The sequence below is a fragment of the Kitasatospora cineracea genome, assembly GCF_003751605.1.
Classification (GTDB): domain Bacteria; phylum Actinomycetota; class Actinomycetes; order Streptomycetales; family Streptomycetaceae; genus Kitasatospora; species Kitasatospora cineracea.
The window spans coordinates 491,985-514,487 of record NZ_RJVJ01000002.1 but is presented as its reverse complement, the minus strand read 5'-3'; the positions used below and the strand labels follow the sequence as shown (position 1 = coordinate 514,487).

The window sequence follows — 22,503 nt, the reverse complement described above, 5'->3', positions numbered from 1 at the left end:
GGGACGGGCGGAGGATCGACTCCCGGAGGGGCGGGGGTCGGTGGGGGCCCTGCCGCACCAGGCCGGTGCACACAATGGACTGGACCAATCCCGGCGGTCAAGCGGTACCGCTCAAGAGGCGGCCGAGATCGGTCAACCGGCGTAGAGCTCCTCGATGTCCGCCGCGTAGCGCTCCGCCACCGCCGTCCGGCGGATCTTCAGCGAGGGCGTCAACAGCCCCTCCTCCAGCGAGAACTCGCGCGGCAGCAGCCGGAACGCCCGGATCGACTCGGCCCGCGACACCGTGGTGTTCGCCGCCCCCACCGCCCGCTGCACCTCCTGGTGCAGCTCCGGATCGGTGAGCGCCTGCCGCACCTCCAGCGGCGGCCGCCCGCGGGCCCGCAGCCAGTGCGCCAGCGCCACCGGGTCCAGCGTGATCAGCGCCGCCAGGTACGGCCGGTTGTCGCCCACCACCAGGCACTGGGCGATCAGCGGGTGCGCCCGCACCCGCTCCTCCAGCACCGCCGGCGCCAGGTTCTTGCCGCTGGAGGTGACGATCACCTCCTTCTTGCGGCCGGTCAGCGTCAGGTACCCGTCCTCGTCCAGCTCGCCCAGGTCCCCGGTGGCCAGCCAGCCCCGGCACAGCGCCTCGTCCGAGCAGCGCGGGTGGTTCAGGTACCCGGAGAACACGCCCGGCCCCTTCACCCACACCTCGCCGTCCTCGGCGATCGCCACCGTCGACCCCGGCAGCGGACGGCCCACCGTGCCGAACTTCGGCCGCCGCGGCGGGTTCGCGGTCACCGGCGCGGACGACTCGGTCAGGCCGTAGCCCTCGTACACCGTCATGCCCGCGCCCGCGAAGAACAGCCCCAGCTCCCGGCCCAGCATCGACCCGCCGGTCATCACCGCCCGCACCCGGCCGCCCAGCACCGCCCGCACCCGCTGGTACACCATCCGCTCGTACGCGGCGTGCCGCAGCCGCAGCGCCGGGGAGGGGCCCGGGCCGGTGCGGTGCGCCCGGCGCTCCCAGGCCGCCGCCCACTCCACCGCCACCCGCTCGGCCTGCTCGAACAGCTCCAGCCGCCCGGCCGCCTCGGCGGCCTCCCGGGCCCGGCGGTGGATCTTCTCGAAGATGTACGGCACCGCGTGCAGGAAGGTCGGCCGGAAGGCGGCCAGCGCCGGCAGCAGGCTCTCCGAGGCCAGCTTCGCGTGGTGGCCGATCCGGATCCCGCCGCGCACCGCCGCCACCTGGGTCAGCCGCCCGAACACGTGCGCCAGCGGCAGGAACAGCAGGGTGGCCGGCTGCTCGCCCCCGGTGTCCCGGATCACCTCGTCCCAGCCCGCCAGCACGGCGTCCGCCACCGACGCGAAGTTGCCGTGCGTCAGCAGGCAGCCCTTGGGGCGGCCGGTGGTGCCCGAGGTGTAGATGACGCTGGCCAGCGAGTCCGGCGACACCCCCAGCCGCTGACGGTGCACCAGCGCGTCCGGCACGCCCGCGCCGTCCGCCGCCAACTGCGCCACGCAGCCGCGGTCCAGCTGCCAGATGCCGGTCAGCTCCGGCAGCGCGTCGCACACCGCGCCGACCGTCATCGCCTGGTCCTCGTCCTCCACCACGCAGGCCACCGCCGAGGTCTCCGCCAGGATCCAGCGCACCTGGTCCGGCGCGGCCGTCGGGTACACCGGCACCGGGATCGCCCCGACCGACCAGAGCGCGTAGTCGAACAGCGTCCACTCCCAGCGGGTCGCCGACATCACCGCGACCCGGTCGCCGTAGCGCACCCCGCGGGTCAGCAGGCCCCGGGCCAGCGCCAGCACCTCGTCGCGGAACCGGGCCGCCGTCACCGGCTCCCAGACGCCGTCCACCAGCCGGGACATCAGCACCAGCCCCGGCTCCCGCTCCGCCCGGTCGAACACCGAGTCGGCCAGGCCGCCGGTCGGCGCGCCGCCCGCCGCGGGGCTGCTGAACTCTCGCACGGTACCCCCCGATCCCGCCCCGGTCCGCCGGTCCGGACCCTGCCCGCCGGGTCGGCCCGCACGGCCGGCCGGCGGCCGGACCGCGGTACCGGCGAAGCTACCCGATCGGCGCGGCGCTGCCCAGAGTCACCGACCGGCAACACCCCGCACCGGAGGAAGGCCCGCAGGTCGGGGCCATGCCAGGACCCGGCGGGGAAATTAAAGGACGATCCGGACAACAGCCGATCACGATGCACTTCCACCCTACGAACGGATGGTCAGGAAGTAGTAGGCTCGCGGCTCTCGAACCCTCCGGTACCCGCCCCTGCCCGCGCGCGCCCGGCCGCGCCCACCCGCGTCCCACGACCTTCCCGCCCGAGGACCACTAAGGACCCGTATGCGCCTGCGCCGCAGCTCGATCCGCGCGAGGATCGTCGCGCTGCTCCTGGTGCCCCTCGCGGCGCTCAGCGGCCTGTGGGTGTACGCCACCCTCGTCACCACCGGCGACGTGTGGAACCAGCTCGACCTCGGCTCCACCTACACCGCCTTCGGCGACCCCGCCGACCAGTACGCCTACGACCTCCAGCAGGAACGCTCCGCCGCCGTCCTGCGGCTGGCCGCCCCCGGCAACGCCGACTACGCCGCCGCCTACGACAAGGCCCGCACCACCACCGACCGCGACCTGCAGCTGCTGCGCTACCAGGGCAGCAGCCACGACGCCGGCAAGCTCGACGCCGACCAGCGCGCCCGCTACCAGGACGTGCTCTCGGTCGCCGACCAACTCGGCGCCATCCGCAGCCAGATCGGCCAGTACAAGCAGAGCTGGGACGGCGCCCTGCGCGACTACAGCGACCTGATCACCCCGGTGTTCGCGTTCCGCTCCTCCTTCATCGCCAAGCAGACCGGCTCGCTGCCCCGCCAGGGCACCATCCTGGTCGAGCTCTCCCGGGCCGGCGAGTACCTCTCCCAGGAGAGCGCCGCGATGCGCGCCCTGCGGGCCGGCAGCGCGGCCGCCGCCTCCGACCCCCGCAAGCAGCAGGTCGCGCTCGACGCCACGAACGCCCAGCAGGCCCTGTTCCGGATCTACATCGCCGAACTCGACACCCAGGACCGGCAGTCCTACAACGCGCTGCGCCTGGGCCAGAACTGGAGCCTGCTCACCGCCGCCGAGACCGGCTTCGACAAGGCCGCCGACCGCGCCCTGGAAGTGCGCGGCGGCTCCGTCGACTACTGGGACGAGACCGCGACCGCCGTCCTCACCGACATCGACGCGATCAACGCCCGGCTCGCCGCCGACCTCGGCACCCAGGCCCGCGACAGCGCGATCCGGGCGCTGGTGCGCGGCGGCACGGCCGGCCTGATCGGCCTCGCCGCGGTCGTGCTGTCCCTCGTCATCTCCTACCGCACCGGCCGCCGCCTGGTGCGCGAACTCGTCGGCCTGCGCAACGCCGCCGCCGACCTGTCCGCCACCCGGCTGCCCTCGGTGATGCTCCGGCTGCGCCGCGGCGACGCCGTCGACGTGGTCGCCGAAGTGCCCCAACTCGAGTTCGGCACCGGCGAGATCGGCCAGGTCGGCCGGGCCTTCAACGAAGTCCAGCGGGTCGCCGTCGAGGCCGCCGTCGAACAGGCCGAACTGCGCCGCGGCGTCTCCGCCGTCTTCGTCAACCTGGCCCGCCGCTCCCAGGTGCTGCTGCACCGCCAGCTCACCCTGCTCGACACCATGGAGCGCCGCACCGAGAACCCCCGCGAACTCGAGGACCTGTTCCGGCTCGACCACCTCACCACCCGCATGCGCCGGCACGCCGAGGGCCTGATCATCCTCTCCGGCGGCTCGCCCGGCCGCGCCTGGCGCAAGCCGGTCCGGATGGTCGACGTGGTGCGCGCCGCCGTCGGCGAGGTCGAGGACTACGCCCGGGTCCAGGTCCGCCCGTTCCCCGGCACCGGCCTGCTCGGCTCCGCCGTCGCCGACGTCACCCACCTGGTCGCCGAACTCGTCGAGAACGCCACCGTGTTCTCCCCGCCGCAGACCCAGGTCACCGTCCAGGGCGAGGTGGTCGCGCACGGCTTCTGCCTGGAGATCGACGACCGCGGCCTCGGCCTGAGCGAGCAGCACCTGGAGGAGATCAACCAGCGCCTCGCCGTGGAGCAGGAGTTCGACCTCGCCGACACCGACCGGCTCGGCCTGTTCGTGGTCTCCCGGCTGGCCCGCCGGCACGGCATCCGGGTGCACCTGCGGCCCAGCCCCTACGGCGGCACCTCCGCGGTCGTGCTGGTCCCGCGCGAACTGCTCGCCGAGACCGTCGAGACCGCCCCCGACGCCCCCCGGCAGAGCGGCGAGGACACCGGCACCCACCGCCGTCCGCCCGCGCCCGCCACCGCCGGGCCGGCCGTCCGCGGCCAGGGCGCGCACGCCGCGCCCGCCGCCCCGGCCGCCGTGCTCGGCGGGCCCCGGCCGTCCGCCGCCGAACCGTCCAACACCCCCGGCGGGCTGCCCCGCCGCCGCACCGCCACCGCGGCCGCGGCCGAGCAGGCCGCCGCCGAGGGCACCGGGCGCCACCGCCGCCCCGGCGAGGAGGACGGCGGACGGCCCGCGCTGCCCGCCGGGTCCGCCGCGGCGCCTGCCGGGCCCGCCGCGGGCCCCGCGCTCACCCCGGTGGCCGGCGGCCTGCTGCCCAAGCGGGTCCGGCAGGCCAACCTGGCCCCGCAACTGCGGGCCGGCGCCGGACCGGAGGCCGCCGAACCCGCCCGCGAGCGCGACCCCGAGGAGGCCCGCTCCGCGTTCGCCTCCTTCCAGCGCGGCTTCGCCCGCGGCCGCGGCGACCGGCTGCAGCCCGCCTCGCTCACCGTGGTGCGCTCCGACCCGGAGCCCGCCGACAGCCCGGGCGCCCCCGAACGGCCCACCCCGGTACGGGCGCCGGCCCCCGGCCAGCCGCCCAGACTGCGGGTCGCGCTGCCCTCCGCGCCGGTGCCGCACGCGCTGCCCCCCGCCCGCTCCGTCCCACCGGCGCACCCGACGCCGACCGCACCGCCCGCACCAGCAGAAGGAACCGAATCATGACCGCAACAACACCGCCGTCCGGGGACCTCGACTGGCTCCTCAACGACCTGGTCGGCCGGGTGGCGACCCTTCGGCATGCGGTGATCCTCTCCAGCGACGGCCTGGCCACCGGCGTCTCCAGCGGCCTGGACCGGGAGGACGCCGAGCACCTCGCCGCGGTCGCCGCGGGCTTCCACAGCCTCGCCAAGGGCGCCGGCCGGCACTTCCGGGTCGGCGGCGTCCGGCAGACCATGGTCGAACTGGACGACGCCTTCCTGTTCATCACCGCGGCCGGCGACGGCAGCTGCCTGGCCGTGCTCAGCGACGCCGAATCCGATGTGGGCCAGATCGCCTACGAGATGGCACTGTTGGTCAAGCGCGTCGGCGAGCACCTCGCCGCCGAACCGAGGACCGATACCACGCTGCCCGGGAGATGACCGATCCGATGAGCGAGCCCGAGCCGACCGAGCCGACCGGGGCCCCCGCCCCGGCCGACCTCAGCGGGGCGACCGCGGACCAGGGGCCGGCCGGCGAACAGCCGGTCGACCTGTTCGCCCCCCGCACCCCGGTGGACGACCGCTGGTTCGACGACGAGGCCGGACCGGTGGTCCGGCTGTTCTCGATGACCAGAGGACGCGCCCGCCCGGTCGACGACGGCCTGTTCGACCTGATCTCGCTCGTCACCGCCGCGGTGCCGGCCCTGCCCGGCCCCGGCGGCCCCCGCACCGACCCCGCGCTCGACCCGGAACACCACGCGATCCTCGAACTCTGCCGCGACGAGCCGCTCAGCGTCGCCGAGCTGGGGTCCTACACCGACCTGCCGGTGAGCGTGGTCCGGGTCCTGCTCGGCGACCTCCACGACGCCGAGCTGATCAGCGTCACCCGACCCTTCCAGCTCGCCCAGCAACCGGACGAGCGCCTGCTGCGAGACGTGATCAATGGCCTCCGTGCACTCTGACGCCCCGTCCACCCCCGCCGCCCGCAAGGCCCCCTGGGGCGCCAGCGCGGTCAAGATCCTGATCGCCGGCGGCTTCGGCGCGGGCAAGACCACCCTGGTCGGCGCGGTCAGCGAGATCCGCCCGCTGCGCACCGAGGAACTGCTCAGCGAGGTCGGCCGGCCGGTCGACGACACCGCCGGGGTGGAGGCCAAGCGCACCACCACCGTCGCCATGGACTTCGGCCGGATCGACCTCAGACCCGGCCTCGCCCTCTACCTGTTCGGCACCCCCGGGCAGGACCGGTTCTGGTTCGTCTGGGACGAACTCGCCCGCGGCACCCTCGGCGCGGTGGTCCTCGCCGACACCCGGCGCCTGGCCGACTCCTTCCCCTCGGTCGACTACTTCGAGCAGCGCGGCATCCCGTTCGTGGTCGCCGTCAACTGCTTCGAGGGCACCGAGGTGTACGCCCCCGACGACGTCCGGGCCGCGCTCGACCTGCCGGCCGGGGTGCCGGTGCTGCTGTGCGACGCCCGGCGGCGCGAGGACGGCAAGGAACTGCTGATCCGGCTGGTCGAGCACGCGGCGGTCCGGGCCGGGATCCAGCTGTAGCGCGGCTCCCGCCCGAGGTAGTTCTGCCTCCGATCTTTTTCGGATCCGTGCAGGTCGCAGCGGTGCTGTCCGGATGGCGGACGGTTTCCGTCTCGCCCCGCGGATGGGGCGGTGCAGTGGGTTGCCTTCCGGGCGCCGGGCGTGGAAGTCTCGTACCCGTGCCCGCCGTTGGCCGCGGGCTCCCGACACACTCCGGGGGAGGAGCAGCGTCATGACCGTCCCGGTCCGCCTCGCCGTGCTCCCCGCCCTCCCCGTGCTCACCGTCCGCCGGTACATCGACCACGGCCGGATCTACAGCGCCTGCTGTCGCTGACGCACCGCCACCCCCCGCCGCCTCGCCGGGCGGTGGCGGTTCCGCGCGTCCCCGTCGACCCCGCCGCGCTCCGGAGAGCAACCGTGCAGCCTCGCACCCTCCTCGAACCGTTCTGGCCCTCGCGCCGGAACCACCACTTCGACCAGACCTGTCGGCGCGCGCCCCGCGCCTCCCGGCCCCGGACCTGACTCACCGTCACCCCCCGTGCGCCGGAAGCGCAGACGACGACCACCCACCGCCCGTCACGCGCGAAAGAGCCCTCACCATGCCGTACGCCACCGCCACCGCCACCGCCGCTGCCACCTCGACCCCGCACCTGCGCGCGGTCCGCGCCCTGCCCAACCTCGCCCCCGCCGGCGGACCCGCCCCGCTCACCGAGCACCGGCGGACCGCCGTCCCGCCGCGGCCGGTCGCCGCACCCGCCGCACCCACCCCCGAGAGCCTGCTGGCCGGACTCCAGGACGGCGCGGCCGTGGTCGCCGCCCTCCCGCAGTCCGTCCTCCCGCAGGGGCTGCTGGCGCAGCTCGGCGCGGCCGACTCCCCGCTGGTCGGCTACCTGGTCCTGGTGCCCGCCGAAGGCCGGGGCACCGCCGCCCCCGCCCCCGCCGAGACCCCGGCCGCCCGGCCGTTCACCCGCCCCGCGGACAACGGCATCTCCGTCGACCTGGACCGCCGCAACGCCTACGTCGACGGCTCGCTGCTCGACCTCACCTACCTCGAGTTCGAACTCCTCGCCCACCTCACCGAGCACCCCCACCGCGTCCACACCCGCGACCAACTCGTCCACACCGTCTGGGGCTACGGCCACGTCGGCGACGGCCGCACCGTCGACGTCCACGTCGCCCGCCTGCGCCGCAAGCTCGGCGCGGCCCACCGCGACACCATCGTCACCGTCCGCCGCGTCGGCTACAAGTACGCGCCCGCCGCGTAACCGGCCCGGACAGCACGGGGCCCCGCCTGCTTCCGCTCGTGCAGGCGGGGCCCCTCGCCGCCCGGACGCCGGCGCGGCGAAGCCCGGCCCCTCGGGTGCCGGGGACGTCCTCGGTGGTCAGAGGCGCATGAGGCAGGTCTCCTGGCCGGGCATCGAGAAGTACGAGCCGGTCTCCTCCCCGTTGCCGACCGAGAGAAAGACGACCTCGTTGGGGCCGTCGATGCCGTAGCCGAGCTCGGTGATGCGCCGGCACAGGGCCAGGGTCTGTTCGCGGGCGGTGCCGGGTTCGACGGTGACCATCACGACGTTCCCCTCGCCCTCCACCTCGTCCGAACCGGACGGCTGGCGCATGTAGTAGCCGGAGGAGACGTGCGGCAGGCAACGGACCTCGTCCGGCAGCGACTTGCGCCAGCCGCCCAGCCAGCTCTCGGAGGGACTCGGCGCCGCGCTGCACGCGGGGCCCGGCTGCTCCGGCGAAGCAGCACCCGCGGCTGCGCGGTCGGTGCCGGTGCAGCCCGCGAGGGCGAGGACGGCTGTCGCTGCGGCGAGGGCGGCGGCGGGACGTACGGGCACGGTTCTTCTCCTGGTGTCCGCCCCACCGCACCGACCGCGGCAAACGCCCTCCGCAGGTCCCGGTGCTCGGGAGGAGCTAGCGCTGGTCCGGCGGCAGCAGCAGGACCGCGAGGGCTGCCGCGCAGGTGTGGGCGTGGGTGAGGGTGCGGGGGAGGGTTTCGGGGGTGAGGTGGGTGGGGGTGGAGCGGACGGCGAGGGCGAAGCGGGCGGTGGGGGTGCGGTCGAGGACGGGGACGGCGAGGGTGCGGATGCCGGGGGCGGATTCGCCGTCGTTGAGGGCGTAGCCGCGGTCGCGGGTGCGGGCGAGTTCGGCGTCGAGGGCGGCGGGGTCGGTGAGGGTGTGCGGGGTGTAGGCGGGGAGCGGGCCGCGCAGCGGGGTCTCGGTGGGGGAGGGCCAGGCGAGCAGCACCTTGCCGAGGGCGGTGGAGTGCAGCGGGCGGCGCAGGCCGAGGCCGGTGGAGGGCAGGACGGAGCCGCCGACCAGGATGACGGCGTGCGGGCCGGAGCGGATGGCGAGGTCGGCGGTGGCGCCGGTGCGCCGGGCGAGCAGGTCGAGTTCGGGGCCGGCCAGGTGCAGTCCGCGCTGGTGGAAGGTGAGTTGGCCGAGTTCGGCGACGGCCGGGCCGAGCCGGTAGCGGGCGGTGTGCTCGTCCTGGTCGAGGAAGCCGGTGGCGACCAGGGTGCGGGCCAGGCGGTGCGCGGTGGAGACGGACAGGCCGGTGCGGCGGGCGAGTTCGGAGGCGCTGAGGTCGGGCCCGTTGTCGTGGAAGCAGTGCAGCAGGCCGAGCGCCCGGTGGACCGCCTGGGCGCCGGCCGGCGGGGCGGAGAGGGTTCCGGGGCCGGGCATCGCACCTCTTCCGGGTCGGCTCGTGGACGGGCAACTCCCGTGCCGCTTCCAGGATATGGGAGTGATCGCGACGGCAGTGTGTCGGCGGTGTTGCGGCTGTCCGGCCTGCCGTGAACAGCTGGTCCCATCATCTGGCAAGGCTTGATTCCGCCCCCGGACGGGTGGAACGCTCGGTCCGTCAGCCGGTTCGAGCAGGAGGGGGTCCACCGTGAAGCCGCACCGGTGCCACTCCTCCTGTTGTCACTGACCGCTCCCCGAACCCCCTTCCCCCGCCCGGCCGTTCCCGCCATGTGGAACGACGCCCGCGCGCCTCCTGCCGATCTCCGGAGCCCCGCCATGAGCACGCCCCCCGCCGCGCCGCCGTACCCCGACACCCTGTGGTTCACCCGCTGCCCCGTGCCGACCGCCACCGGCATCGCCGCCGACCGCGGCTGGCTGGGCCGGGAGTTCGCGGCCGAGGGCATCGCGGTGCGCTCGCTGCAGGACGTCCCGCCGGAGGTCGCCGCCGACCACCACTACACCCACGCGCTGACCGGGCTGTTCCGGGAGGGCGGCAACGTCCCGGCGCTGTGGACGCGTTCGCGCGGCGAGCGGACCAGGCTGATCGGCCTGACCTGGATCGAGGAGCGGCAGGCCGTCCTGGTCCGGGAGGGCAGCGGCATCACCTCCGCCGGGCAGCTGCGCGGCCGGCGGCTCGCGGTGCCCCGGCACCCGATCGCCATCGACTTCTGGCGGGCGATGGCGCTGGCCGGGCACCACGGCGCGCTGGCCTCGGCCGGACTCGCCCCGGCGGACGCCGAGTGGGTGGACGTCGAGGCCGGACGGAGCGGCGGCCAGTGGGAGGCCGAGCTGGCCGCGCTGGCCGACGGCCGGGTGGACGCCGTGTACGTGAAGGGCGCGCTCGCCGTGGAGGCCGCCCGCCGCCACGGGGCCGTCCCCGCCGTCGAGTTGGACGCGCTGCCGGACCGCCGCCACCGGGTCAACAACGGGACCCCGCGCCCGATCACCGTCCACCAGCAACTGCTGGACGAGCACCCCGAGTTGGTGGCCCGGTTCCTCGCCGTGCTGCTGCGGGCCGCCGACTGGGCCGCCGACCGGCCCGCGGAGGTGGCCCGGATCCTCGGCGCCGAGACCGGGGCCGGACCGGAGGGCGTCGCCGGCGCGTACGCGGTGGGCAGCCACCGCACCCTGCACCCCGACCTGTCCGCCGACCGCCTCGAACTCCTCGCGCAGCAGGAGGAGTTCCTGCACGCCCGGGGCTTCCTCGCCGACCGGGTCGACGTCCACGCCTGGGCCGACCCCGCCCCGCTGGCCGCCGCCCGCGCCCTGCTCGCCGCCCGCCCCTGACGACCCCCCTTCCGTTGGAGAACCCCATGCGCACCCCCGCCCGCCGCCGCTCCCCGCTCGCCGCCACCGCGCTGACCGCCGTCGCCGCGCTCGCCCTGACCGCCTGCTCCTCCGCGCAGGACACCGCGGCCCCCGCCGACGGCAAGGGCGGCGCCGAGGTGGTGCTGCGGGTGCCCGACCCCGGGAACTCCGGCTTCCTGGCCAAGGGCAAGAAGGACGGCTCGCTGGACGCGGCGCTGGCCGCCGCGCACGCCAAGGTGGTGTGGACGGGCAGCGCCGGACCGTTCGCCCCCGCCGCGCAGGCGCTGAACGCCGACCAACTGGACGTCGCCCAGGGCTCGATCACCTCGGCGGTCGCCGCGCTCGCCCAGAAGCCCGGGTTCAAGCTGTTCGCGCAGACCGAACCGGACCAGGCGGGCGAAGGCATCCTGGTGAAGAACGGCTCGCCGATCAAGGAGATCAAGGACCTGGTCGGGAAGAAGGTCGCCGTCTCGCAGGGCGGCACCTCCGAGTACCTGCTGCTCAAGGCCCTGGAGAAGAACGGCATCCCGGCCGACCGGGTGCAGCGGGTCTACCTGCGGGCCGACCAGACCTCCGGCGTCTTCAACTCCGGCCAGGTCGACGCCTGGGCGACCTGGGGCACCTTCTCGATCCCCGCCATCGCCAACGCGGGCGCGCACTTCCTGGCCGACGGCAAGGCCGTCGGCAGCGACAACTACGCGGTGTGGGCGGTCCGTTCGGCCTTCGCCGAGAAGCACCCCGAGGTGGTCGGGGCGTTCTACGGCTACCTGCACGAGAACGGCGCCAAGGAGAAGGCCGACCCGGCCGCCTACCTCAACGTGTTCACCGACGCCGGCCCGACCGCCGTCACCCCCGCCGAGCAGGCGGTCGCCGTCGACTTCGGCAAGCAGCGCGCCGTGGACTCGCCGATCACCGACGCCGACGCCGCCCGGTTCGCCGTGGTCGCCAAGTTCTACGCCGACCAGGGCGTCACCAAGACCCTGGTCGACGTCAAGCCCTACCTGCTCGACGTCAACTCCCTCCCCGGGGACGGAAAGTGAGCACCGCCACCACCAGCGCCGCCACCGGCACCGAGCAGGCCCGGGCGGCCGGGCTGGTCGCCCCCCGGGCCCGTGCCGCCACCGCCCGGCCGCGCGGCGTCTCGCTCGCCCTGCGCGCCCTGGGCCCGCTCGCGCTGATCGCCGCCTGGCAGATCTCCTCCGCGACCGGCGCGCTCACCCCCGACGTGCTCGCCTCGCCCGGCCAGGTCCTGCAAGCCGTAGGGGAGTTGTGGGGCAACGGGCAGCTCGCCGACGCGCTCTCCACCTCGCTCGCCCGGGCCGCCCTCGGCCTGTTGTTCGGCGCCGGGGCCGGCCTGGTGCTCGGCGTGGTCACCGGCTTCTTCCGGCTCGGCGAGGAGCTGCTCGACTCGGCGGTCCAAGTGCTGCGCACCGTGCCGTTCCTGGCGCTGGTGCCGCTGTTCATGGTCTGGTTCGGCATCACCGAGACCGCGAAGATCGCGCTGATCGGCGTGGCCACCTCCTTCCCGATGTACGTCTCCGCCTCCGGCGGCGTCCGCAACACCGACCGCAAACTCGTCGAGGCGATGCGCAGCTTCGGCCTCTCCCGCTGGGCGATCGTCCGCGAGGTGGTGCTGCCCGGCGCGCTGCCCGCCCTGCTGTCCGGGCTGCGGCTATCGATGACGCTCAGCGTGATCGCGCTGATCGCCGCCGAGGAGATCAACTCCACCGAGGGGATCGGCTACCTGATGGCCCAGGCGCAGAACTTCTCCCGCACCGACGTGCTCGCCGTCTGCATCCTGATCTACGGCCTGCTCGGCCTGGCCGCCGACGGCGCGGTGCGCGTCCTGGAACGGGTCCTGATGCCCTGGCGGTCCGCCGGCGGGCGAGCGGGGGCCGGACGATGAGCACCACCACGACCACCACGACCACCACGACCGCGACCACCGCCCCCGCCGTCCACCTCCGCGGCCTGCGCCGGGTGTTCGGCAGCCGGGCCGTCCTGGACGGCATCGACCTGGACATCGCCCGCGGCGAGTTCCTCGCCCTGCTCGGCGCCTCCGGCACCGGCAAGACCACCCTGCTGCGGATCCTCGGCGCGCTCGACCGGGCCGACGAGGGCACCGTGCTCGTCCCGCCCTCGCGCACCGTGGTCTTCCAGGAACCCCGGCTGATCCCGTCCAAGCGCGTCCTGGCCAACGTCACCGTCGGCCTGCCGCGCGGCGCCGCCACCCGGGACACCGGCCGCCGGGCGCTCGCCGAGGTCGGCCTCGCCGACCACGCCGACGCCTGGCCCGGCACCCTCTCCGGCGGCGAGGCCCAGCGCGCCGCCCTCGCCCGCGCCCTCGTCCGGGAGCCCGAACTCCTGTTGCTGGACGAGCCGTTCGCCGCCCTGGACGCCCTCACCCGGCTGCGCATGCAGGACCTGGTCGGCGAACTGTGCCGCAAGCACCGGCCCGCCGTCCTGCTGGTCACCCACGACGTGGACGAGGCGATCCGGCTCGCCGACCGGGTGGCCGTCCTGCGCGACGGCGCACTCGTCCGCGACGAGACCGTCACCGTCGAACGCCCCCGCGACCCGGCCGACCCCGACTTCGCCGCGCTGCGCCGCCGCCTGCTCGCCGACCTCGGCGTGCACCGGGACTCCGCACCACAGCACGTCAACTAGCCACCCCTGCAAGGAAAGAGACCGCCATGACCGTCACCGTCGGTGTGCACCGCTCCAACCCCTCCCTCTACCACCTGGCCCGACTCGACTACCTGCAGCAGGAGTTGGCCCCGCTCGGCGAGAGCGCCGAGTTCCACCACTACACGGACGGCACCAGGACCGGCCCCTACCTGGCCGACGGCACCATCGACTTCGGCGGCACCGGCTCCACCCCGCCGATCACCGCCCAGGCCGCCGGGCACGACATCGTCTACACCGCCGTCTCCGCGCCCCGCCCCGACCACGGGGCGCTGCTGGTCGCCGCCGACGGGCCGGTGCGCTCGATCGCCGACCTCAAGGGCGCCACCGTGGTGCTCGGCATCGGCTCCTGGCAGACCCACCTGCTGGCCAAGGCCCTCGACCGGCACGGGCTCTCCTACCGCGACGACATCAGCGCCGAGCGCCCCGCCGGGGACGAGGCCGAGCGGCTGCGCAGCGGCGCCATCGCCGGCTGGATCGCCCAGGGCGCCGAACTCGCCGCCGCCCGCCGCACCGGGGACTTCCGCGAACTGGTCCGCACCGGCGACGTCATCACCGACCGCTCGGTGTTCTTCGCCCGCCGCGAACTCGCCGTCCGGCGCCCCGAAGTGGTCGCCGCCATCGTCACCGCCCTGCAGCGGGCCGACCACTGGGCCGCCGCCCACCCCGCCGAGGCCGCCGCCATCGCCGCCGAGGACCAGGGCGGCGAGGCCGCCGACTGGCACACCGCGCTCGCCGCCCTGCCCTGGCAACTGGAGCCCGCCACCGCCGAGTTCGCCGCCGAACAGCAGGAGGCCGCCGACATCTTCCACCGGGTCGGCTTCATCGACCGGGCCGTCACCGTCGCCGACATCCACCTGCCCGAACTGGAGCAGCCCGTCGCCGCCGCCATCTCCCGCGCCGCCGCCGTCCGGGAGGTCTGAGCAGCATGGCCACCGAAGTCCTCTGGTACCTGATCCCCCGCGAGGGCCACTACCCGTGGGAGCCCGAAGGCCGCCGCCCGGTCGACCTCGGCTACCTCCAGCACCTCGCCGCCACCGTCGAGCGGCTCGGCTACACCGGCGCGCTGCTCGCCACCGACCAGTACGACGTGTGGACGCTCGGCTCCGCGCTGGCCGCCGCCACCGGCCCCGGCTTCCAACCCCTGCTCGCCGTCCACCCCGGCCTCGTCTCGCCCACCCTGCTCGCCAAGATGGCACTCTCCTTCGAGCACCTGCACGGCCCCGGCCGGCTCCGCTTCAACGTGGTCAACGGGTCGACGCAGCAACTGCGCGAGTACGGCCTGCACGTCGAGCACGACGACCGCTACCGGCTGTCCGCCGAGTACTGGAACCTGGTCAAGCGCCTCACCAGCGGCGAAGTCTTCGACCACGAGGGCGAGTTCTACCGGCTGAAGAACGCCGGGGCCTCGCTGCGCGACCTGCCGCCGCTGCGCGAAGGACACATCCCGCTCTGGTTCGGCGGCTCCTCCCCGGCCGGCATCGAGGTCGCCGCCGAGCACGTCGACGTCTACCTCACCTGGGGCGAGCCCCCGCACCTGCTCAAGGAGAAGCTGGAGCGCGTCCGCGAACGCGCCGCCGCCCACGGCCGCACCCTGCGGCTCGGCCTGCGCCTGCACCTGATCGTCCGCGACACCGAGGAACAGGCCTGGGCCGCCGCCGACCGCCTGCTCGACGTCACCAGCGAGGCCACCTACGCCCGTCGGCTCGGCGGCCGGGCCGAGGAGGACGGCGTCGGCTGGCAGCGTCAGTTCCGCCAGCACGGCGGCCGCGTCCCGGCCCGCGCGCGGGAGCTGGAGGAGCACCCCAACCTGTGGCCCGGGATGAGCCTATTCCGTCCCGGCCCCGGCACCGCCGTGGTCGGCTCCACCGAACAGGTCGTCGAACGGCTGCGGGAGTTCCAGGAGCTGGGCGTGGACACCTTCATCCTCTCCGGCAACCCGCTGCTGGAGGAGGCGTACCGGGTCGCCGAGACCGTGCTGCCCGGGCTCCACCCGTGAACCCGGGCGGGCGGCCGAACCCTCCCCGGCCGCCCGCCCGTTCCGCACGCCGGGTGCTACTTGCTGATCCGGTCGATCTCCGCCAGCTCCGCCGCGGTCAGCGGACCGGCCGCCAGCGCGTCCAGGTTCTGGTCGAGCTGCTTCACGCCGGAGGCGCCGATGATCACCGACACCACCCGCTCGTCCCGCAGTACCCAGGACAGCGCCAGCTGCGCCAGGCTCTGCCCGCGGCCCTCCGCGACCTTCGCCAGCGCCCGCAGCTGGTCCAGCTTCGCCCCCGTCAGCGCCTCCTCCTTCAGGAAGTGGCCCACCGACATCCGCGAACCCGCCGGCACGTCACCCGACAGGTAGCGGTCCGTCAGCAGGCCCTGCGCCAGCGGCGAGTAGGCGATCAGCGCGGTCTGCGTCTCGCCCACCGCGTCCAGCAGGCCCTGCTCCGGCTCCCGGTTCAGGATCGAGTAGCTGGCCTGGTTCAGCAGGCACGGCGTGCCCAGCTCGCGCAGGATCGCCACCGCCTCCCGGTGCTGCTCCGCCGGGTAGTTGGAGATCGCCGCGTACAGCGCCCGGCCCGAGCGCACCGCCGTGTCCAGCGCCCCCATGGTCTCCTCCAGCGGGGTGGTCGGGTCCCACCGGTGCGAGTAGAAGACGTCGACGTAGTCCAGGCCCATCCGCTCCAGCGACTGGTCCAGGCTGGCCAGCAGGTACTTGCGGCTGCCGCCGTCCCCGTACGGGCCCGGCCACATGTCCCAGCCCGCCTTCGAGGCGATGAACAGCTCGTCCCGGAACGGGCGGAAGTCCTGCGCGAACAGGTAGCCGAAGTTGCGCTCCGCGCTGCCGTACGGCGGGCCGTAGTTGTTCGCCAGGTCGAAGTGCGTCACCCCCCGGTCGAAGGCCCGGCGCAGCACCGCGCGCTGCACCTCCAGCGGCTGGGTGTCACCGAAGTTGTGCCACAGGCCGAGCGAGACGGCGGGCAGCTGCACGCCGCTGCGCCCGGCGCGGCGGAAGGTCATCGAGGCATAGCGGTCGTCCGCGGGGAGGAAGCTCATGGTCAGCATCCTGCCAGGTGGGGACCTCCGGCGGGACCAACGGCCCTGCCCGCGGACACCGGCCCCGGCGTACCCTGGCCGGGCGGGCGCGGCGGAGCGCCACCGCCCGTGACAGCGCGTGGGAGCACGAGGAGGACACCGCCGTGGCACTGCCGGACATCACCAGCCGGGCCGACCTGGAACAGGCCCTCCGGCTCTTCTACCGCGCCGCCTTCGCCGACCCGCTGATCGGCCCGTACTTCACCGGGATCGCCCGCCTCGACCTCGAGGCGCACCTCCCGCGGATCACCGACTTCTGGGAGAGCGCCCTGCTGCGCACCGCCTCCTACCGGGGCAACGCGCTCGCCCCGCACGCCGCCCTGCACGCCGCGGCCCCGCTCACCGCCGCGCACTTCGGCCGCTGGGTCCAGCTCTGGCGCGCCACCCTCGACGGCCGGCACGCCGGGCCGGTCACCGAACGCGCCAAGGCCCAGGCGCAGCGGATCGCCGTCACCATGCTGCGCCGCCTCGGCGAACCGGACACCGGCGGCGGCAGCGGCGGTTTCGTCCCGCTCTCGGCCGTCCGCCTGGCCTCCGGCAGCGCCGCGCTCTGACGGCCCCCGTTCAGGTGTTGGCGACCGGGCGCGGCTCCACCGGCCGGCCCTTCGCCGCCGGGGCCGCCGCCCGGGGCCCGCGCAGGTCCGGGATCCGGCGCAGGCCGCCGCTGGCGGTGCTGTAGAGGGCCAGGACGAGCAGCACGCCCGCGTTCAGCAGCAGCACGGTGGACGCCGCGAAGCGGTCCAGCAGCGCGCCGCTGACCAGCGGGCCGAACGGGACGAACAGCGCGGGCGCGATCCCGCACGCCGTCTGCACCCGGCCCAGCAGGTGGTCCGGGACGGAGTGCAGCCGGGCCGCGGAGATCACCGCGTTCGCGGCCGGCGAGGTCAGCCCGCACAGGCCGATCACCAGCGCCGTGAACAGCACCCCGTGGTCGAGCGCGAGCAGCGGGGTCAGCAGCGCGGTGCTCCAGCAGACCGCCAGCACCAGGGTGCGCGGGCCAGGGTCCGCCCGGCCCGGGCCGAGAACACCGCGCCGATCAGGTTGCCCGCGCCGGACATGGCGATGATCAGCCCGTTGTGGTAGCTGCCGCCGGACCCGGCCTGCGCGCCCTGCGCGACCAGCACCACCACGATCCCGCTGAACACGAAGTTCACCAGCGCCGCGTTCACCAGCGTGTACCGCAGGAACGCGCTGCGCCGCACCTCCACCAGCCCCGTGGTCAAGTCCCGCAGGAACGGCGGACGTTCGGCCTTCGGCCGCCCCGCACCCGGTGCCTCCTTCGGCAGCCGCACGGACAGCACGCACAGCGCGGACGCGGCGAACGAGGCGGCGTCGACCACGAACGGCAGCACCGGCGTGACGGCGTACAGCGCGGCGCCCAGCATCGGCCCGACCAGGGTCGCCACCGCCGACCTGGCCTGCGCCATCGACACCGCCGTGGTCAGCTGGGCGCGCGGCACCACGTGCCGCAGCGCCGCCGAGGCGGCCGGCCCGAACGGGGCGCTGAGCAGGCTGTTCAGCACCGCGAGGCCCACCGCGAGCGGCAGGTTCACCCGGTCGGCGAGCACCGCCAGCGCGAACAGCGCGAAGGCCGCGGCCCGGCCCAGGTCGCAGCAGAGCAGCACGGTGCGGCGGCGCAGCCGGTCGACCAGCACCCCGGCCGGGAAGCTGGCGAACAGCGAGGAGACGATCTCGGCGAAGGTGACCAGCCCGAAGTCGGTGATCGAGTGGGTGGCCGCCAGCAGGACCAGCGGCAGCGCGATGTACGTCGCCTGCGAGCCGAACGCGGACAGCGCGTGGGCCAGCCACAGGCGCTGGTAGTCGGGGTTGCGGTACAGCGGGGTGGGCGGGGCGTCTGCCACGGCGGTCCTCCCGGGTCCGGAGCGGGCTGGGGGCGGGGGTCGAGAGCGGGGGCGGGGGCTGGGGTCGAGAGCGGGGACGGGGGAACGCAACGGCCGGGGCGGCCGGTACCCGGGAGGGCACCGGCCGCCCCGGCCGAGGGCCGGCCGCGCCCGTACGGGGGTGAGGGGCGCGACCGGGGGCCGGTGTCCGGCGAGGATCAGACGGCGTCCTCTTCGATCTTGCTGTGGCAGTAGTTGGAGACGGTGCTCCACTCGTTGAGCTCGCCCTCGTCGGTGTCGGCGACGGACAGGTTCTGCAGCTTCAGGATCTCGGACATGGTGAACTCCTCCGGGGTGTCAGGTGGTTGGTGGTGCCGGGTGCCAGGTGCGGTGGAACGGGGAGGACTTAGAGCGCGTCCTCTTCGATCTTGCTGCCGCAGTGGTTGGAGACGGTGCTCCAGTCGTTGAGCTCGCCCTCGTCGGTGTCGGCGACGGACAGGTTCTGCAGCTTCAGGATCTCGGACATGGTGAACTCCTCCGGGGTGTGGGGTGGTTGGTCGAGCAGGGGATCGAGCGGTGGAACGGGGAGGACTTAGAGCGCGTCCTCTTCGATCTTGCTGCCGCAGTAGTTGGAGACGGTGCTCCACTCGTTGAGCTCGCCCTCGTCGCTGTCGGCGACGGACAGGTTCTGCAGCTTCAGGACCTCGGACATGGCGGTTCTCCTTCTGGGGGTCGGGATGCGGGTGGTGCGGTGCGGTGTGGTGTGGTGCAGTGGGGCGGGGAGGGCTTAGAGCGCGTCTTCCTCGATCTTGCTGCCGCAGTGGTTGGAGACGGTGCTCCAGTCGTTGAGCTCGCCCTCGTCGGTGTCGGCGACGGACAGGTTCTGCAGCTTCAGGACCTCGGACATGGCGGTTCTCCTTCTCTCCGGTGGTGCGGTCACTCCCGGACGGTCGCCCGGGAGGGGCAGGTGGGGCCCGGCGTCGGCGCGGGCTCAGGGGCGGCCGGCCACCAGGGCCGGCAGGGTGGCGCCGGGCAGGTCCAGCGGTGCGCCGGCGGCGGCGTGGACGGCCAGCAGGACGCCGGCGGCGCCGGTGGCGAGGTCCGTGGACAGGCGGTGCAGCTGGTCGCCGGCGATCGCGGTGCCGTCGCGGTACGGGACGGCGTGCCAGGCCAGCAGGCGGCGCTGGCGGGCGATCCGCTCGGCGGCGCCGGGCCGGTTGCGGTGCTCGGCGAGCAGGGCCAGCAGGCCGGCCCGGCCGTGGAACAGCCCGCCGAAGATCACCAGCCGGGCGCGGGCGGCCAGCAGGATCCCGTCCAGGGCCCGGGCGAACTCCTCGTCGTCGGGCCGGTGCCGCAGGTACTGGCCGAGGACCAGGCCGGTGCCCGCGCTGCCGTTGCCCAGGTAGGGCAGCAGCCGGGTGCCGTCCAGCAGGTTGACCGCGCCCTCCTCGCTGGTGCGGCACTGTTCCAGGTCGGCGCGCAGGGCGCGGGCGGCCAGGTCGAGGTGGGCCGGGTCGCCGCTGTCCTGGTGCAGGTGCAGGAAGAACGCGGCGATCCCGCTCGGCCCGGTCAGCAGGCCCGCCCCGGCCGGGGGCGGCGCCGCCGGGTCGAGGGCGGCGGCCAGCCGTTCGGTGGCGCGGTCGAGGGCGTCGCGCAGGCCGCCGTCGCCGGTGGCGCGGTGCAGCCGGTGCAGGACGAGTCCGAGGCCGGCCAGTCCGCTGCGCAGCGACAGGTCTCCGGGGGAGGTGGTGCCGGCGCGCTGGAGGACCTCCCACGCCTCCGGTTCGCGGCCGAGCCGGTGCAGGACGAGGGCGGCGCCGTGCAGGCCGTCGTACAGGCCGGGCCGCCGGTCGCGGGAGCGGCGGGCGGCCCGCCACAGCCAGTCGGTGTGCTCCTCGTCGACGTCCTGCCCGGTGCTGTGCAGGGCGTGCAGGACGCCGGCCGCGCCGTGCGCCAGGGTGTAGCCGCCGTCGTTCAGGCCGGCCGGGTCGCCCGGGAAGAGGCGGTCGGCGCGCTGCGGGGTGGCGGCGGCGCGGATCGCCCGGGTGAGCGCCCCGGGCAGCCCCTCGGCGTCCGGACGGTCGAACGGCCTCCCGCCGGGGTGCTCGGCCGCTCGGCCGGCGTCGGGGGTCCGGCCGGTGTCGGCCGAGCGGCCGGGGCGGCGCAGGCCGCGCCGGACCCGTTCGGTGTGGGCGGCCGGTACCGGGAAGAACTCGGCCATGGCGTCGGCGAGTTGGTCCACCTTGTCGGGGTCCAGGTCGAGCAGCATGGTGTACGGCAGGAACAGCGAGAGCCGGATGCAGTCCAGCGCGTAGTCGTCCCGGGCGAAGCCGGACAGGGCGTGCGGGGCGACGAATCCGGGGCAGGCCACGGCCGGTTCGGGGTCGAGGCCGGGGCGGTGCGCGACCTCGAAGTCGACCAGGCAGATCCGCCCGTCCGGGCGCAGCAGCACGTTCGCCGGGTGCAGGTCGCCGAACGCGTACCCGCGGGCGTGGATCCCGTCGACCGCCCGCTGCAACTGGTCGATGATGTCGAGGGCCCGCGCGGTGTACCGGGCCAGGTCCTCGGCGGACGGCTCGGGCCGGGTCAGCGGGTTGGAGCGGGCCAGGAACTGGCGCAGCGTCTCGCCCTCGACGTACTCCTCCGCCAGGTAGTGGTGCTCCCAGACGGTGAACTCGTCGATCAGCCGGGGCACGAACTCCAGCCCGGCCAGGGCCCGCAGCGCCCGGGCCTCGGTGCGCAGCCGGTCCACCGCGTCGCGGCCGGCCCCGTCCAGCCCGGCCAGCGGCCGGGCCTCGCGCAGCACCACCGGCCCGCCCTCGCCGCCGTCGCCGTCCCGTTCCCGGGCCAGGTAGACGCCGCCGCCGTTGGAGAAGTGCAGCGCCCGTTCGATCGCGTAGGGCAGTCCGGGCTGTCCGGCGGCCGCGGCCTCGTCGGCCCGCAGCTGTTCGGCGACGCACTCCGGCGCCTCCAGCCAGGGAGGCAGGGTGAAGTACGGGTCGCGGCGGTCCGGCACCAGGGTGCCGTCCGGGGCCGCGATCGCCAGCACCCGCTCGCCGTTCTCCGGCGTGCACCAGCGCTCCAGGAAGCCGCCGTACCGCAGGTACAGCGGGCCGTCCTGCCAGCGCAGGTCGCCGAGCACGTACGGGGCGCGGCGGCCGGCCAGCAGCGGGCCGAGCCCGTCCAGCACGGTGCGCAGCCGGGCCTCGTCGGCCGGGTAGAGCGTCATCAGCTTGCCGCTGCTGCCCCGGCGGGCGTACTTGCTGTTGTTCAGGTGGTGGATGCGGGGGGTGGCCAGGAACTTGTGCGGCAGCCCGGCCTCCAGGCAGTACGCCGAGACCAGGTCGATCACCTCGGCGGCCTCGGCCGGCACCGCGGAGACGTGGATCTTCCAGCCCTGGTCGGGCAGTTCGGCCCGCTCGGGGGTGAGGAAGAACCAGGAGCCGTCCTGGTGGCTCCGCCAGCCCGCCGGGGCGGGACGGTCGGCGGCGGCGAACCGGCGCTTCTCGGCGCGGTCCACGGGGTGGTCGTAGAAGTGCGGATCGTCCCCGGCGAACATGTGGTGATTGCGTTTCACGTCGTCCACCCCTTTCCGTGGTCGTTTTTCCGTGGTCGTGGATTGCGATTCCGGTCTCCGCGCGGCGGCCGTTCACCGGCCGCCCGGCGGGGGGATTCCCCCGGCGCCTTCTCAGGCGACGACCCAGCCCTGGTTCAGGTTGCGGCGGGTGTCACCGAGGACGCGGTCGGTGCGCTCCGCGGACTCCGGCGAATCGGCGAGGAAGTTCGAAGTGGCGTGCATGGCGGGCTCCTTGGCGTAATCGGTGGGTCACTGGCCCCAGGTCACGTCGTCGCTGTGCGCGGACGGCGTGGCGGTGGGCGACGGGGCGGAAGTGGCGGACACCTCCGGGCCGTCGGCCCGGGTGGTGCTGCCGGGCGGGGAGGAGAGGACCGGGACGGCCAGCCCGACCAGGGTCGAGAGGCCGGCGACGAGCAGTCCGGCGAGCGCGGTTCGGGCCGTACGGGTGGCGTTCACGGAATTGTCTCTCCCTCAGGAAATAGATTCTGCTGCGGCACTTTCCGGGTTTTCCCGGTGTGTGGTCCCGTGCTGCCGGCATTCGCTTTCTTCGCTCTTTCTCCCCTGCCGACACCTCTACTCTGGCGTGCCCGGGCGGGGCGCGGAAGTCCGTTGTGATGGACGGATGCTGCCCTGGCACAAGTCGTCCACTCGTCCCACACGCCACTCCCGTCACAACGGCCGGACGGGGACGGCTCCGGCCGCCGCCGGGGGTGCCGTCCACCGCCGCCGGGGGCGCCGTCCACGGCAGCGGTGGGACGCCGCCAGGAC

General features: G+C 74.8%; 24 protein-coding genes. 12 read left to right on the top strand and 12 right to left on the bottom strand.

Translation table 11 applies throughout. The annotated features are described in order from the left end of the window. Positions 1–132 precede the first annotated feature (132 nt). Entirely contained in the window at positions 133–1,953 is a 1,821-nt protein-coding gene (locus EDD39_RS28785; protein WP_123561672.1) for an AMP-dependent synthetase/ligase, read from the bottom strand. 376 nt (positions 1,954–2,329) lie between these two features. Between EDD39_RS28785 and EDD39_RS28780 the strand changes: the two genes are divergently transcribed. From EDD39_RS28780 to EDD39_RS28760, 5 genes are all read left to right on the top strand, one after another. Then, positions 2,330–4,990 (top strand): sensor histidine kinase, encoded by a 2,661-nt coding sequence (locus EDD39_RS28780; protein WP_123561670.1) that lies wholly within the window; start codon positions 2,330–2,332, stop codon positions 4,988–4,990. Beyond that, the gene (locus tag EDD39_RS28775) at positions 4,987–5,406 is read left to right on the top strand and encodes a roadblock/LC7 domain-containing protein (RefSeq protein WP_030462671.1); all 420 of its coding nucleotides are present in this window, start codon (positions 4,987–4,989) and stop codon (positions 5,404–5,406) included. Before EDD39_RS28780 ends, EDD39_RS28775 begins: the two co-directional genes overlap by 4 nt. A gap of 8 nt (positions 5,407–5,414) precedes the next feature. After that, a complete protein-coding gene (locus EDD39_RS28770; protein ID WP_123563420.1) occupies positions 5,415–5,927 on the top strand; it encodes a DUF742 domain-containing protein in 513 nt (170 codons plus the stop codon). Beyond that, positions 5,908–6,516 carry a GTP-binding protein gene (locus EDD39_RS28765; RefSeq protein WP_123561668.1) on the top strand — a complete coding sequence of 203 codons (609 nt, stop codon included), beginning with the start codon at positions 5,908–5,910 and terminating at the stop codon, positions 6,514–6,516. The genes EDD39_RS28770 and EDD39_RS28765 overlap by 20 nt, the downstream gene beginning before the upstream one ends. A 578-nt stretch (positions 6,517–7,094) precedes the next feature. Then, positions 7,095–7,760 carry a winged helix-turn-helix domain-containing protein gene (locus tag EDD39_RS28760; RefSeq protein WP_123561666.1) on the top strand — a complete coding sequence of 222 codons (666 nt, stop codon included), beginning with the start codon at positions 7,095–7,097 and terminating at the stop codon, positions 7,758–7,760. A 117-nt stretch (positions 7,761–7,877) separates the two neighbouring features. Here EDD39_RS28760 and EDD39_RS28755 read toward each other — a convergent pair whose 3' ends face one another. Both EDD39_RS28755 and EDD39_RS28750 read right to left on the bottom strand, forming a co-directional pair. Beyond that, positions 7,878–8,333 (bottom strand): hypothetical protein, encoded by a 456-nt coding sequence (locus EDD39_RS28755; protein WP_123561664.1) that lies wholly within the window; start codon positions 8,331–8,333, stop codon positions 7,878–7,880. A 76-nt stretch (positions 8,334–8,409) separates the two neighbouring features. Further along, the gene (locus EDD39_RS28750) at positions 8,410–9,180 is read right to left on the bottom strand and encodes an IclR family transcriptional regulator (RefSeq protein WP_123561662.1); all 771 of its coding nucleotides are present in this window, start codon (positions 9,178–9,180) and stop codon (positions 8,410–8,412) included. A 336-nt stretch (positions 9,181–9,516) separates the two neighbouring features. Here EDD39_RS28750 and EDD39_RS28745 point away from each other — a divergent pair, with 336 nt between their 5' ends. Genes EDD39_RS28745 through EDD39_RS28720 form a run of 6 tightly spaced genes read left to right on the top strand, consistent with a single transcriptional unit; the run spans position 9,517 to position 15,232 of the window. Beyond that, a complete protein-coding gene (locus tag EDD39_RS28745) occupies positions 9,517–10,527 on the top strand; it encodes an ABC transporter substrate-binding protein (RefSeq protein WP_123561660.1) in 1,011 nt (336 codons plus the stop codon). A gap of 26 nt (positions 10,528–10,553) precedes the next feature. Beyond that, positions 10,554–11,588 (top strand): ABC transporter substrate-binding protein, encoded by a 1,035-nt coding sequence (locus EDD39_RS28740; RefSeq protein WP_123561658.1) that lies wholly within the window; start codon positions 10,554–10,556, stop codon positions 11,586–11,588. Beyond that, the gene (locus tag EDD39_RS28735; RefSeq protein WP_123561656.1) at positions 11,585–12,454 is read left to right on the top strand and encodes an ABC transporter permease; all 870 of its coding nucleotides are present in this window, start codon (positions 11,585–11,587) and stop codon (positions 12,452–12,454) included. The genes EDD39_RS28740 and EDD39_RS28735 overlap by 4 nt, the downstream gene beginning before the upstream one ends. After that, entirely contained in the window at positions 12,451–13,215 is a 765-nt protein-coding gene (locus tag EDD39_RS28730) for an ABC transporter ATP-binding protein (RefSeq protein ID WP_123561654.1), read from the top strand. Before EDD39_RS28735 ends, EDD39_RS28730 begins: the two co-directional genes overlap by 4 nt. Before the next feature lie 26 nt (positions 13,216–13,241). Then, the gene (locus tag EDD39_RS28725) at positions 13,242–14,156 is read left to right on the top strand and encodes an ABC transporter substrate-binding protein (protein WP_123561652.1); all 915 of its coding nucleotides are present in this window, start codon (positions 13,242–13,244) and stop codon (positions 14,154–14,156) included. Between the two features lie 5 nt (positions 14,157–14,161). Beyond that, the gene (locus EDD39_RS28720) at positions 14,162–15,232 is read left to right on the top strand and encodes an LLM class flavin-dependent oxidoreductase (protein WP_123561650.1); all 1,071 of its coding nucleotides are present in this window, start codon (positions 14,162–14,164) and stop codon (positions 15,230–15,232) included. 56 nt (positions 15,233–15,288) lie between these two features. Here the strand turns inward: EDD39_RS28720 and EDD39_RS28715 are convergent, their stop codons facing one another. Continuing rightward, complete coding sequence (locus EDD39_RS28715; protein ID WP_123561648.1) at positions 15,289–16,278, bottom strand: aldo/keto reductase; 990 nt, start codon at positions 16,276–16,278, stop codon at positions 15,289–15,291. Positions 16,279–16,421: 143 nt separating this feature from the next. On the opposite strand from EDD39_RS28715, the gene EDD39_RS28710 reads away from it, so the two are divergent. After that, a complete protein-coding gene (locus EDD39_RS28710; RefSeq protein WP_208765677.1) occupies positions 16,422–16,871 on the top strand; it encodes a group III truncated hemoglobin in 450 nt (149 codons plus the stop codon). 10 nt (positions 16,872–16,881) lie between these two features. On the opposite strand, the gene EDD39_RS28705 is transcribed toward EDD39_RS28710, so the two are convergent. The 8 genes from EDD39_RS28705 to EDD39_RS28690 all read right to left on the bottom strand — a co-directional run bounded on the left by EDD39_RS28705 (position 16,882) and on the right by EDD39_RS28690 (position 22,191). Further along, on the bottom strand, positions 16,882–17,301 hold the full coding sequence (locus tag EDD39_RS28705; protein WP_123561645.1) for an MFS transporter: 420 nt from the start codon (positions 17,299–17,301) through the stop codon (positions 16,882–16,884). Next, entirely contained in the window at positions 17,268–18,179 is a 912-nt protein-coding gene (locus tag EDD39_RS28700; protein WP_162870239.1) for an MFS transporter, read from the bottom strand. Before EDD39_RS28700 ends, EDD39_RS28705 begins: the two co-directional genes overlap by 34 nt. A 197-nt stretch (positions 18,180–18,376) precedes the next feature. Further along, positions 18,377–18,496, bottom strand: a complete 120-nt coding sequence (locus EDD39_RS40435) for a class III lanthipeptide (RefSeq protein ID WP_198545003.1) — start codon at positions 18,494–18,496, stop codon at positions 18,377–18,379. A gap of 68 nt (positions 18,497–18,564) precedes the next feature. Further along, positions 18,565–18,684, bottom strand: coding sequence for a class III lanthipeptide (locus EDD39_RS40430; protein ID WP_193588066.1), 120 nt, complete (start codon positions 18,682–18,684; stop codon positions 18,565–18,567). Between the two features lie 66 nt (positions 18,685–18,750). Next, complete coding sequence (locus EDD39_RS40425) at positions 18,751–18,870, bottom strand: class III lanthipeptide (protein WP_193588067.1); 120 nt, start codon at positions 18,868–18,870, stop codon at positions 18,751–18,753. A gap of 75 nt (positions 18,871–18,945) precedes the next feature. Then, on the bottom strand, positions 18,946–19,065 hold the full coding sequence (locus tag EDD39_RS40420; protein ID WP_193588068.1) for a class III lanthipeptide: 120 nt from the start codon (positions 19,063–19,065) through the stop codon (positions 18,946–18,948). 84 nt (positions 19,066–19,149) lie between these two features. Beyond that, a complete protein-coding gene (gene lanKC / locus EDD39_RS28695) occupies positions 19,150–21,735 on the bottom strand; it encodes a class III lanthionine synthetase LanKC (RefSeq protein ID WP_148089551.1) in 2,586 nt (861 codons plus the stop codon). Between the two features lie 249 nt (positions 21,736–21,984). Further along, positions 21,985–22,191 (bottom strand): hypothetical protein, encoded by a 207-nt coding sequence (locus EDD39_RS28690; protein ID WP_123561639.1) that lies wholly within the window; start codon positions 22,189–22,191, stop codon positions 21,985–21,987. Between the last annotated feature and the right edge of the window lie 312 nt (positions 22,192–22,503).